The sequence below is a fragment of the Clostridium sp. AF15-41 genome (assembly GCF_003604095.1).
Lineage (GTDB): Bacteria > Bacillota > Clostridia > Lachnospirales > Lachnospiraceae > Coprococcus.
This window is the reverse complement of sequence record NZ_QTMQ01000021.1, coordinates 16,410-29,171: the sequence shown is the minus strand read 5'-3', so window position 1 is coordinate 29,171 and position 12,762 is coordinate 16,410. Positions and strand designations below refer to the sequence as shown.

At 42.0% G+C, this 12,762-nt stretch carries 11 protein-coding genes; all 11 read left to right on the top strand.

Going from position 1 to position 12,762, the window contains the following annotated elements; translation table 11 throughout:
• Window positions 1–122 precede the first annotated feature (122 nt).
• The 11 genes from DWW43_RS11685 (at window position 123) to DWW43_RS11635 (ending at window position 12,747) form a co-directional block, all read left to right on the top strand.
• A complete protein-coding gene (locus DWW43_RS11685) occupies window positions 123–638 on the top strand; it encodes a DUF177 domain-containing protein (RefSeq protein ID WP_008400891.1) in 516 nt (171 codons plus the stop codon).
• 13 nt (window positions 639–651) lie between these two features.
• Window positions 652–834 carry a 50S ribosomal protein L32 gene (rpmF, locus tag DWW43_RS11680; RefSeq protein WP_008400890.1) on the top strand — a complete coding sequence of 61 codons (183 nt, stop codon included), beginning with the start codon at window positions 652–654 and terminating at the stop codon, window positions 832–834.
• 235 nt (window positions 835–1,069) lie between these two features.
• A complete protein-coding gene (gene plsX, locus DWW43_RS11675) occupies window positions 1,070–2,086 on the top strand; it encodes a phosphate acyltransferase PlsX (protein ID WP_008400889.1) in 1,017 nt (338 codons plus the stop codon).
• A gap of 2 nt (window positions 2,087–2,088) precedes the next feature.
• Window positions 2,089–2,781 carry a ribonuclease III gene (rnc, locus tag DWW43_RS11670; protein WP_119963702.1) on the top strand — a complete coding sequence of 231 codons (693 nt, stop codon included), beginning with the start codon at window positions 2,089–2,091 and terminating at the stop codon, window positions 2,779–2,781.
• 3 nt (window positions 2,782–2,784) lie between these two features.
• Window positions 2,785–6,342 carry a chromosome segregation protein SMC gene (gene smc / locus DWW43_RS11665; protein ID WP_119963700.1) on the top strand — a complete coding sequence of 1,186 codons (3,558 nt, stop codon included), beginning with the start codon at window positions 2,785–2,787 and terminating at the stop codon, window positions 6,340–6,342.
• Window positions 6,343–6,355: 13 nt separating this feature from the next.
• Complete coding sequence (ftsY, locus tag DWW43_RS11660; RefSeq protein ID WP_008400886.1) at window positions 6,356–7,330, top strand: signal recognition particle-docking protein FtsY; 975 nt, start codon at window positions 6,356–6,358, stop codon at window positions 7,328–7,330.
• Between the two features lie 108 nt (window positions 7,331–7,438).
• Window positions 7,439–8,668, top strand: a complete 1,230-nt coding sequence (ilvA, locus tag DWW43_RS11655) for a threonine ammonia-lyase (protein WP_021943901.1) — start codon at window positions 7,439–7,441, stop codon at window positions 8,666–8,668.
• Window positions 8,668–10,068, top strand: a complete 1,401-nt coding sequence (locus DWW43_RS11650; RefSeq protein WP_119963697.1) for an ASKHA domain-containing protein — start codon at window positions 8,668–8,670, stop codon at window positions 10,066–10,068. Before ilvA ends, DWW43_RS11650 begins: the two co-directional genes overlap by 1 nt.
• Window positions 10,069–10,154: 86 nt before the next feature.
• Window positions 10,155–10,958, top strand: coding sequence for an MBL fold metallo-hydrolase (locus DWW43_RS11645; RefSeq protein WP_119963694.1), 804 nt, complete (start codon window positions 10,155–10,157; stop codon window positions 10,956–10,958).
• 115 nt (window positions 10,959–11,073) lie between these two features.
• A complete protein-coding gene (locus DWW43_RS11640; protein WP_008400881.1) occupies window positions 11,074–11,346 on the top strand; it encodes an ACT domain-containing protein in 273 nt (90 codons plus the stop codon).
• A gap of 36 nt (window positions 11,347–11,382) precedes the next feature.
• Complete coding sequence (locus DWW43_RS11635; protein ID WP_119963692.1) at window positions 11,383–12,747, top strand: PFL family protein; 1,365 nt, start codon at window positions 11,383–11,385, stop codon at window positions 12,745–12,747.
• Window positions 12,748–12,762 lie beyond the last annotated feature (15 nt).

Below are 12,762 nucleotides of genomic sequence, written 5' to 3'. Positions count from 1 at the left end.
TATATTCAGTTGTAACACATGTATTGTAATCCTACAAATATGGCAAAAAATATGTGATTTTATCGTTGACAAAGAGTGTTCAAATATGTATAATAACCAATGTGCGATTTTTAGGAGATATTATGTTAATTGATTTATCAGAGATTTTATCGACAGAAGGACAGGTAAAAGACTACGATGTTACATCTGAATTGAAGGAATTTTCTTTCAACGGAAATGTATATGTAGTCGATAATGTAAAGGATTTTCATCTTACCGCCAGAAATGAAGGAAAGAGAAAAGCAAGTCTTAAGGGTGGCTGTGTTGTTACACTTAAGATGTTATGTGACCGTTGTCTGGATGAAATTACAGAAGATTTTGAAGTGGACATAGACGAGATGATCGATATGGCTATCTTTGAAACAGATAAAGTTGATGAGATCGAGGAATTAGATTATCTGGAAGATCACATTATTAATATGGACATGCTTTTACAGAAGGAACTAATGACTTTAGTCCCGATGCAGATATTATGCAAAGATGATTGCAAAGGTCTGTGCAAAGTGTGTGGAGCAAATCTGAATCATGAAACATGTGATTGTGATGATTTTGTTCCGGATCCAAGATTATCAGTTTTTGCAAACATCTTGAAAGGTTGAGGAGGTGTGATTAATGTCAATTTGTCCAAAGAATAAGAGTTCAAAGGCCAGAAGAGATAAGCGTAGAGCTAACTGGAAGATGACTGCTCCTGCATTAGTAAAGTGCAGCAAGTGTGGCGAATTAATGGTTCCACATAGAGTATGTAAGAATTGTGGTTCATACAACAAGAAAGAGATTATCTCAGTAGGTGAGTAATTATAAATAGAGCTTTCCGAGCGATCGGAAGGCTTTATTTTTTTGCACCGATATCCCCTGTTGACTTTAAGAAAGGCAAAATATATAATAGCTTTGTGTATTTATACGGTCAGAGCAGAGTCCTATTCTGACAAACCCTGGGGTTGGTCTGCGTAGGAGTCTGGACTCCGATTCGTATAATAAGAAATATGGAAACACCGGAAAAGTTCCGGTGTAGAAAGGAAACAGGAATAAGATGAGCGAAGTAACAAGAGTAGTCGTAGATGCCATGGGTGGAGATTACGCACCGGAGTGGATCATAAGAGGTGCCGTAGAAGCAATCAATGAAGGCGCAAAGGCACAGGTAATACTGACCGGTAAAGAAGATGTAATAAAAAAGGAACTTGCAAAATATACTTACGATCAGTCAAAGATCGAGGTTGTAAATGCAACAGAGGAGATCACCTGTCATGAAGCCCCGGTACAGGCTGTCAGAAGCAAGAAGGATTCTTCACTGGTGGTTGGTCTGAATATGGTAAAAAACGGAGAAGCTGATGCGATCATTTCAGCCGGAAGCTCAGGTGCGATCCTTGCAGGAGGTCAGTTAGTAGTCGGACGTTCCAAAGGTGTAAAACGTTCACCGCTTGCTCCATTACTTCCTACATCAAAGGGGTATTCTCTTCTGATCGATTGTGGAGCGAATGTCGACGCGAGACCGGAGCATCTGTTACAGTTTGCAAAGATGGGATCTATCTATATGGAGAATATTGAGCATGTAAAGAATCCAAGAGTTGCGATCGTAAATATCGGTGATGAAGAAGAAAAGGGAAATGCTCTAGTAAAAGAGACATATCCATTATTAAAAGAATGCAAGGACATTAATTTTGTCGGCAGTATCGAGGCAAGAGAGATTCCAAATGGTGCAGCGGATGTCATTGTCTGTGAAGCCTTTGTCGGAAATGTTATCTTAAAATTATATGAAGGTCTTGCAAAGATGCTCCTAGGTGAGATTAAGAATACGATCATGTCATCACTTAAGACCAAGATCGGAGGCCTTCTGATCAAGAGTTCATTAAATGGCTTAAAAGAGCGTTTTAATGCAAAGAACAAAGGTGGCGCACCTTTGCTTGGCTTAAAGGGCCTTGTTGTAAAGATCCATGGTAATTCTCATAACGAAGAGGTTAAGAGCGCTATTTTCCAGTGTATCGATTTCAAGGAAAATGGTGTAAATGAAAAAATTGCCGAGAATATTGGAAAAGAAGTGGCGAAGTAATTATGAATACAGAACGATTTCATAATATAGAAGATATCATTGGGTATACCTTTCGTGATCTGGATCTGCTTGTAACGGCATTAACACATAAGTCATATGCAAATGAACGCAAGATCAATAAGGTAGAATCCTATGAACGATCGGAATTCCTTGGAGATGCGATCCTGGAATTCGTTGTCAGTGAATATCTTTATCATAATTATCCGGAATATCCGGAAGGAAAATTAACAAAGCTCCGAGCAAGTCTGGTATGTGAATTTACCTTATCCCAGATATCCAAGGAACTAAAGTTTGGACATTATGTTCTGCTCAGCAAGGGAGAAGATCTGACCGGAGGGAGAAATCGGAACTCGATCATGTGTGATCTGTTTGAGGCGGTTCTCGGTGCGATCTATCTGGATGGCGGATTAGATGAAGCAAAGAAATTTGTTCACCGGTTTCTACTTGATGATGTAGAGACTCATTCACTGTTTTATGATGCCAAGTCAACCTTGCAGGAGCTTGCGCAGAAAGAAGAAAAAACCCTTACTTATGCCTTGTTAGAGGAAAAGGGGCCGGATCATAATAAATCTTATGTATCCGAGGTGTGCATTAACGGGGAGCATGTTGCGACAGGTGAAGGAGCATCCAGAAAGGCTTCGGAGCAGACGGCAGCATATAATGCACTGTTACAAATAAAGAAAAAGCAGGGTTAATATATGTATTTAAAAAGTATTGAAGTAAACGGCTTCAAATCATTTGCAAATAAAATCGTATTCAAATTCAATCATGGAATAACCTGTATCGTTGGACCGAATGGTTCGGGAAAGAGTAACGTGGCGGATGCTGTCCGCTGGGTACTTGGTGAACAGAGTGCAAAGAGTCTCCGAGGCTCTAAGATGGAGGATGTAATCTTCTCCGGTACACAGCTTCGTAAGCCACAGGGTTCTGCTTATGTAGCAATCACGTTAGATAACAGTGATCATCATCTGCCGATTGATTATAATGAAGTAACGGTTGCCAGACGTGTGTATCGTTCGGGGGAAAGTGAATATCTTATTAATGGTACAGTCAGTCGTTTAAAGGATGTAAATTCGCTGTTCTTTGATACCGGTATCGGTAAAGAGGGATATTCCATTATCGGACAGGGTCAGATTGAGAAGATCTTAAATGGTAAACCGGAGGAACGACGGGAACTGTTCGATGAAGCGGCAGGAATCGTAAAATTTAAAAAGAACAAAGCGGCAGCCGAGAAATCATTAGAAGCAGAGCGTGACAATCTAAGTCGTGTCAATGATATTTTATATGAGTTGGAAAAGCAGGTCGGTCCATTACAGAAGCAGTCAGAAACAGCGAGAAAATATCTGTTGTTTAAGGACGAACTGAAGAAACTGGATATCAATGCTTTTTTCCTTGAAATGGAGCATTTAAAAGAGATTCTTGATAAAGATACAGAGAATCGGGAAATCTTAAATAATGATCTCACGCAGAATAAAGAAGAACTGGAGCATACAAAGGAAGAATATGAGCGTATCGAGCAGGCGTTAGAGGAGATCAATCAGGCAATCGATGCATCCAAGAATCAGGTGCATGAGCTCCGGTTAAAGAATGAACGTTTGGAAGGTGAGATCAATGTTATCAACCAGCAGATCTTGAACTCCCGACAGAATGATAAGAATATACAGGAACAGATCGACAGGATCAACCGTCAGCGGGAAACTGACCGGAAAGAGATGGAGAATTATCAAGGACAAAAGGATGCCCTTGGAGATCAGGTTTCAACCATTTCCGGTTCTCTGGATACTGCAAAAGGAGAAAGCAGCCGCTTGGATGCCTATATCCATGAATGCCAGGATAAGATCGAAGAATGTAAATCCGACATCATCGAATATATCCATGAGAGTGGAAATCTACAGGCGAAGGTCGGAAGATATGATGCGATGCTTGAGAATATCAACTTCCGTAAGACTCAGTTAAACCAGAGATATCTGCAATTTAAAAGCGATGATAATAACGACCGGAAAGAACATGATGAGTTACAGGTAAAGCTATCTGTATTGGATCAGAATGTATCCGGCATTATCAAGGAACTCGAAACTGCAGAAAAGGATCTGGAAGAAAATCAGAGCAGAAATAAAGTCAATCGTGAGCGGATACATAATACAAACGAAGAATTATCAGCGACCAGATCCAAGATGGAAGCACTCCGGAATATTACAGAACGCTATGATGGCTATGGCAACAGCATCCGTCGTGTTATGGAGCAGAAAAAGAACAATCCGGGCATTATCGGAGTTGTTGCTGATATAATCGATGTCGATAAGAAGTTTGAGGTTGCTGTCGAGACAGCACTTGGCGGAAGTATTCAGAATATTGTTACAGAGGATGACAGCACGGCAAAGAAGATCATTCAGTTCTTAAAACAGAACAAATATGGTCGTGCAACATTTCTTCCGTTGAATACGATCACAGACCGTGGTCAGGTTCGAAATGAAGTTCTGTCAGAACAGGGTGTGATCGGTATCGCATCTTCTCTGGTAAAGGCTGATGCGAAGTTTGACCGTCTTGTTAAGAACCTGCTTGGCAGGATCGTGGTTGTAGATAATATCGATCATGCACTTGCAGTTGCGAGAAAATACAATCAGTCTCTGAGACTGGTTACGATCGAAGGTGAACTGATCAATCCGGGCGGATCAATGACAGGTGGTGCGTTCCGTAATTCCAGTAATCTTCTTGGACGAAAGAGAGAATTGGATGAGATCAGGGAAAAGATCGATGAGTTAAATCTGATCGCAAAGGATGCAGCCGGACTGGATGAAGAATTAAAGACATCAAGAGATGCACTTCGTGCGCAGATTGAGACCTTAAATACAAGACTTCAGCAGGCATATCTTGAGAAGAATACATTGTCTTTAAATATGGAGCAGGTAGCATCCAAGCTTGCAGAATCCGAGAAAGCATTTGCGTCGATCCAGAAAGAAATCAATGAGTTGAACAGTCAGATAGCGGAGATCAATACAAATAAAGATCAGCTTGCTGATAATAATAAGAAGCATGAAGCTGCCAAGGTTCAGTGCGAAGAAATGATCAAGGAACTGGAAGCCAAGGCTATCGAAGCACAGAGTAAGCTTGCAGCAGCAAATACAAAGGTATCTGAATTATTGATCGAATATAACTCGGTAAAACAGAAGGATGACTTTATTCAGGAGAATATAAGACGTATCCGGCAGGATGATGAGAAATTACAGGAAGAACTGGCATCCTATATAACACAGGTACAGGCGACAGGCACAGATATCACGAAGTTAGAAGAACAGGCAGAGGCGATCCGTAAGACGATCGAGGAAGATTCCGATGAAGTATCTGATCAGGAAGAACAACTGGTAGCATATCATAAAGAACGGGATGATATGACAGCCAGTCATAAAGAATTCTTTGCGATCCGGGAAGAATTATCCGAGAAGATCGCAGGTCTGGAAAAGGCAGTATTCAAGCTTGATTCAGCGATTGAGAAGAATACAGAGAAGTCGGATGAACTGTCGAATTATATGTGGGCAGAATATGAATTGACATTAAATATGGCGGCAGAGTTCCGGGATGAGGAATTAAACGATCTTTCATCCTTAAAGAAAGAGATTACTGCAGTAAAAGCAAAGATCAAATCACTTGGTGATGTCAATGTCAATGCGATCGAGGACTATAAAGAAGTATCAGAACGATATGAGTTCTTAAAGGGACAGCATGATGATATCGTTCTTGCAGAGAAGAATCTGTTAGATGTGATCGAGAAATTGAATGTATCCATGCAGGAACAGTTCAATACGAAGTTCAAAGAGATCCAGGTTATGTTCGACAAGGTCTTTAAAGAGCTGTTCGGTGGTGGACGAGGCGCACTGGAACTGGTCGACGATACCAATCTGTTAGAGACCGGTATCCGTATCATTGCACAGCCGCCGGGAAAAAAATTACAGAACATGATGCAGCTTTCCGGTGGTGAAAAGTCACTGACTGCGATTGCACTGTTGTTTGCGATCCAGAGTCTGAAACCATCACCATTCTGTCTGCTGGACGAGATCGAAGCAGCACTGGATGATTCAAATGTAAGACGATTTGCACAGTATCTGAACCGACTGACAAAGGACACACAGTTTATTGTCATTTCACATAGAAAGGGAACCATGGAAGCAGCCGATATCCTGTATGGTATTACGATGCAGGAAAAGGGTGTATCCACTCTGGTATCCGTAAATCTGATCGAGAACGATCTGGACAAATAAGGAGGTACAAGCTATGGCTGAGGAAAAGAAGGGATTTTTCAAACGATTAAAAGAAGGACTCAGTAAGACAAGAAATAGTATCGTAGACAGTTTTTCTTCCGTGTTCGGAGCATCCCATATTGATGATGATTTTTATGAAGAACTGGAAGAGACATTCATCATGGCTGATATGGGATATGAGACAACGGAAAAGGTGATTGAGAACCTGAAAGAACGTGTCAAGGAGGCCAGGATCAAAGAACCTGCGGCATGCAAGGAACTGATCATCAATATCATAAGAGATCAGATGATGGTGGATGAAAGTGCATATGATTTTGAAAAGAAAAAATCAGTTATACTTGTGATCGGTGTAAATGGTGTCGGTAAGACAACTACGATCGGTAAGCTGGCGGCCCAGTATAAGAAGAGTGGTAAAAAGGTTCTGATCGCAGCCGCTGATACATTCCGTGCAGCCGCGATCGATCAGTTAAAGACCTGGGCGGATCGTGCAGGTGTAGAGATGATCTCTCATAATGAGGGTGCAGATCCTGCGGCAGTTGTATACGATGCGGTATCTGCTGCAAAGGCAAGAAATACCGATATCTTATTGATCGATACAGCCGGAAGACTTCATAATAAAAAGAACCTGATGGATGAGTTGGCTAAGATGCGCCGCATCATTTCCAGAGATTATCCGGATGCAAATGTAGAATCCCTGATTGTGTTAGATGGAACGACCGGACAGAATGCATTAGAGCAGGCAAGACAGTTCAGCAATGTAACGGAGATTGATGGTATCGTGATCACAAAGTTAGACGGTACAGCCAAGGGTGGTATCGCGATTGCAATTCAGGCAGAATTGAATGTTCCGGTTAAATTTATCGGAATCGGTGAGAAGATTGACGACTTACAGCGTTTTGATCCGTCCGCATATGTGGAAGCACTGTTCTCAGGCTTTGACGAAGACCGAAGCGAACTTGACATTCTTATGGATGGAGCTGATCTATAATTATGAAAATAGTGCAGTTTATTATAGTAGCTGTTTGGAAATAAAAAAGATATGACAATGGTGGATGATAACTGTCTGAATATGAAATACAGAAAAAGGAGACTGACAATGGCAGAAGAACTTACATTAGAGAAATTTGAAGAGGCATATAATATAATTAAAAAAGTTGTTTTACCAACAAAGCTGGTAGAGAGCGAATATTACAGCAACCTGACAGGAAATAAAGTATTTTTTAAACCGGAAAATATGCAGCTTACCGGAGCATATAAGATCCGTGGAGCATATTACAAGATCAGTACGCTGACAGACGAAGAAAGGCAGAAGGGTCTGATCACTGCATCAGCCGGAAATCATGCACAGGGTGTTGCATATGCAGCAAAAGCATATGGGGTAAAAGCAACAATCGTTATGCCATCGTCAACTCCTCTGATCAAAGTAAACCGCACCAAATCATATGGAGCAGAGGTTATCTTATATGGAGATGTATACGATGAATCCTGCGCATATGCATTAGAGCTTGCAGAAGATAAGGGTTATACCTTTATTCATCCATTCGATGATCTGGATGTTGCGACCGGACAGGGCTCTGTTGCAATGGAGATCATCAAGGAGCTTCCGTTTGTAGATTATATTCTTGTTCCGATCGGTGGTGGCGGATTGGCTACCGGTGTATCTACACTTGCCAAGATGATGAATCCGAATATCAAAGTGATCGGTGTAGAACCCGCAGGTGCAAATTGTATGCAGGTTTCTTTGAAAAATAAGAAAGTAACGACACTTCCAATGGTAGACACGATCGCAGATGGTACGGCAGTTAAGACTCCGGGATCAAAGATCTTCCCATACATTCAGAAGAATCTGGATGGCATCATCACTGTAGAGGATAATGAGCTGATCGTCTGCTTCCTTGATATGCTTGAAAATCATAAGATGTTGGTTGAGAACTCCGGCCTGCTTACCGTTGCGGCCTTAAAGCATCTGAATGTGAAAGGACAGAAGGTTGTCAGCATCTTAAGTGGCGGTAATATGGATATGATCACATTTGCATCCTTAGTACAGCACGGATTGATTGCCAGAAGCCGTATCTTCACAGTTTCAACCTTGCTTCCGGATAAGCCGGGCGCATTGATGAATATTTCCAAGATCATTGCAGATTTACAGGGAAATATCATCAAACTGGAGCATAACCAGTTCGTATCGATCAACCGTAATTCGGCAGTTGAACTTGTGATCACACTGGAAGCATTTGGTCCGGAACATAAGCAGCTGATCATTAATACGCTTGCAGAACATGGTTACAGACCAAAGGAAAAAATGACAACAGGAATTTATAATTAATGATAAATGTAACTGTAAACGGAACAGAACAGATCAAATGTAATAAAGGAGATAATCTGTATCAGGTATTGACTGCGGCAGGACATGTCTTTGCAGGAAACTGCGGCATGAAAGGACGCTGTAACCGGTGTCTGGTATGGAATCAGGATACTGGCAGTTTTGTAAAAAGCTGCCAGTACATTGTAGATAGGGATATCTCGATACGGCTGGAGGAAGAACAGCTTACCGGTATCACAGGGCATAAGATGAATCTGCTAATCGAACAGAGAAAGAAGCCTGTTACTTCCGCATATGGCATTGCCATTGACATCGGTACGACTACGATCGGTATGGAGCTTGTGGATCTGAACGAGAAAGCGGTTAAATGCTCATTCAGTACGCTTAACTCACAAATCGCGACAGGTGCTGATGTCGTAGCGAGGATTCAGGCGGCAGATACAAAGGAAGGTCTGGAGCATCTGCGGTCACTTTTGTTTTCGGATATTCAAAAGGGTGTTGACCATATGCTTATAAATACGCCGGAAGCTGTAGATCATATCCGCAGATATGTTCTGGCCGGAAATGCAACGATGCTTTCTATCGCAGAAGGGCTTACGACAGAGAATCTGTTTGGATATCCGTTTACACTTAAGAATTCGGATATCCGGGTGATAGAACAGAATGACTTTATCGCTTCTCCATCTTTTGAGAATGCAGCTTCGGATGTTATCTGTCTGCCGAATATTGCGGCATTTTCCGGCGCAGATATTGCAGCAGGTGCAGTAGCCGCAGAGCTTGATAGGGATTCCTCGTATCGTATGCTGATCGATCTTGGAACAAACGGGGAGATCCTTCTCTGTAATAAGGAATACGGAGTGGCGACCTCTGCTGCCTGTGGTTCGGCGTTTGAAGGATGTTTTCGAACAGCAAATATATTCGGATCGAATATATTTGACATGCTGGCATTACTGTTAAAACGGGGACAGATGGATGCAGATGGAGTGCTTGCGGAACCATATTTTGAATCCGGTATCTCGATGGGTAACAATATGAAGATCGACATGGAGACAATCCGGGCATTTCAGCTTGGAAAATCAGCGATCCTTTCAGGAATCCTGATGCTTGTAAGAGAGATCGGTATTGAATTTTCCGATATCGCTGAAGTCTGTATTGCAGGAGGTTTTGGATTTCATTTGAATCTGACAAATGCGGTTACACTGGGACTATTTCCGCAGAGCTTTCAGGGGAAAATGAAGGTTCTTGGTAATACTTCACTTGAGGGTGCATATTTGTCCTTGATTGAACCGGGTTTTATTGATACAATAAACAGGTTTAGAGAGAAGATCCGTTATGTGGATCTGAGTAATCGTTCGGATTTTAATACAATATATATCGAGCATCTGCCGTTTCGGACATATTAGACCGGAATATGTATGGAAGATAGAGTAAGCTGATATCCTGGAAGCTTTTTCATACATTTTGGAGATGTAGAGTTGAGGCGTAGAATATGGATTTACTGAGTATCGCCAGCGGTAGCAGCGGAAACTGCTATTATGTAGGCAGCGAAGAGACACATCTGCTTGTAGATGCAGGTGTGAGTGGTAAGAAAATTGAATCAGCGTTAAATGAGATCGACCGAAAGCCTTCGGATCTGAATGGAATCCTTGTGACACATGAGCATATCGATCATGTGAAAGGACTGGGCGTTATGGCGAGAAAGCATGGCATACCGATCTATACAACTGGGGGAACGATCTCTGAGATTAAGAAAATGTCATCCATTGGAACGATTGATGACAGCTTGTTCCACGAGATCGAACCGGATGAACCATTCTTTATCAACGATCTGTCGATCGATGCATCAGCGATCTGGCACGATGCTGCTGATCCGGTATGTTACAGTATCAGTGACGGAAAAAGTAAATTTTCCATTGCAACAGATATGGGGAATTATGATGAATATGTTGTAAATAAATTAAAGAATTCCGATATCATGGTGATCGAAGCAAATCATGATATACGGATGCTTCAGGCGGGACCGTATCCGTATTATCTGAAGCAACGTATTCTGGGAAACCGCGGACATCTGTCCAACGAGCGTTCCGGGCAGTTGATAAAGGCATTGTTAAACAGCCATATCAAAGCAATCCTGCTTGGACACCTGAGTAAGGAAAATAATTTTGAAGAGCTGGCATATGAAACGGTAAAGCTTGAGCTTTCAGATAATGAATATGCATCGGATGTCAGGGAATTCGGTCTAGAGGTAGCGAGGCGCGACCGGCCCGGTGCTTTGCTCACAGTCGGAAATTAATAATAATGAATTGTTCTTCAGTCAAAAAATACTATTTGAAGAAGATTCTTTTGCATATCAAAAGAATTAATTATAAAACCCAGTAAATGGTGATATATAGGAGGATACATACATCATGAAAAAAAGAATTATTACAGTAGTTGGTAAAGACAGCATCGGAATCACAGCAAAGGTCTGTGTATACCTTGCAGAGAACAGTGTCAATATCCTTGATATTGCACAGACAATTGTAGGCGGGTACTTCAATATGATGATGGTCGTTGATATACAGGAATCTTCAAAGTCAACAGAAATTATCGCAAATGAGCTGAAAGAGATCGGCGATGAGATCGGTGTACAGATTAAGGTACAGCATGAGAAGATCTTTGAAACCATGCACAGAATCTAAGATTTAGAATAGAAATAGGCGAAAAGAGGTCACACTATGATTAGTATAAATGAAGTAATTGAAACCAATGCCATGATCAGCAAGATGAATCTGGATGTCAGAACGATCACAATGGGTATCAGCCTGTTAGACTGCGTTGGTGCGGATGTAGGAGAAACCTGTGAGAAGATCTACACCAAGATCACAACAAAGGCAAAGGATCTTGTATTTATCGGAAATGATATCGGAAGAAAATATGGTATTCCGATCGTAAATAAAAGAATCTCGATCACACCGATCGCATTGATCGGAAGCTCTGTTTGTAAGTCAACAGATGATTATGTAACGATCGCAAAGACCTTGGATAAGGCTGCAGATGCCGTAGGCGTAAACTTTATCGGTGGTTATTCCGCTCTTGTATGTAAGGGCATGACTCCATCCGATGAGCTTCTTATCCGTTCCATTCCGGAAGCACTTGCATGTACCGGTAAGGTATGCAGTTCTGTAAATGTTGGTTCTACAAAGACCGGTATCGATATGGATGCTGTAAAACTGATCGGTGAAATGGTAAAAGAGACAGCAGAGCTTACAAAAGAGGAAGATTCCCTTGGATGCTGCAAGTTCGTAGTATTCTGTAATGCACCGGATGATAACCCGTTTATGGCTGGTGCATTCCATGGCGTTACTGAGGGCGATTGCGTTATCAATGTAGGCGTCAGCGGTCCCGGTGTTGTTAAGAGTGCATTGGAAGAAGTTCGTGGTGAGAACTTTGAGGTTCTTTGTGAAACGATCAAGAAGACAGCATTTAAAGTTACAAGAGTTGGACAGCTTGTTGCAAAGGAAGCATCCGAGCGTCTCGGTGTTCCGTTTGGTATCGTAGATCTGTCACTTGCACCTACACCTGCAATCGGAGACAGTGTCGGTGAGATCCTTGAGGAGATCGGTCTGGAATATGCCGGTGCTCCGGGAACTACAGCAGCACTTGCCTTATTAAATGATCAGGTAAAGAAGGGCGGCGTTATGGCTTCTTCTTATGTTGGTGGTTTAAGTGGTGCATTTATCCCTGTCAGTGAAGATCAGCGTATGATCGATGCTGTATCAGCAGGTGCACTTTCCCTTGAGAAATTAGAGGCAATGACCTGCGTATGTTCAGTTGGACTTGATATGATCGCAATTCCCGGTGATACATCATCAGCTACCATTTCCGGTATTATAGCAGATGAGATGGCACTCGGTATGATCAACCAGAAGACAACGGCTGTACGTCTGATCCCTGTTATCGGCAAGGGCGTTGGCGATCAGGCTGAATTTGGTGGACTGCTTGGCTATGCGCCGATCATGCCGGTCAACCGGTTTTCATGTGAAAAATTTATTAACCGTGGAGGCAGAATCCCTGCACCTATCCACAGTTTCAAGAACTAATATATATAACGGAGA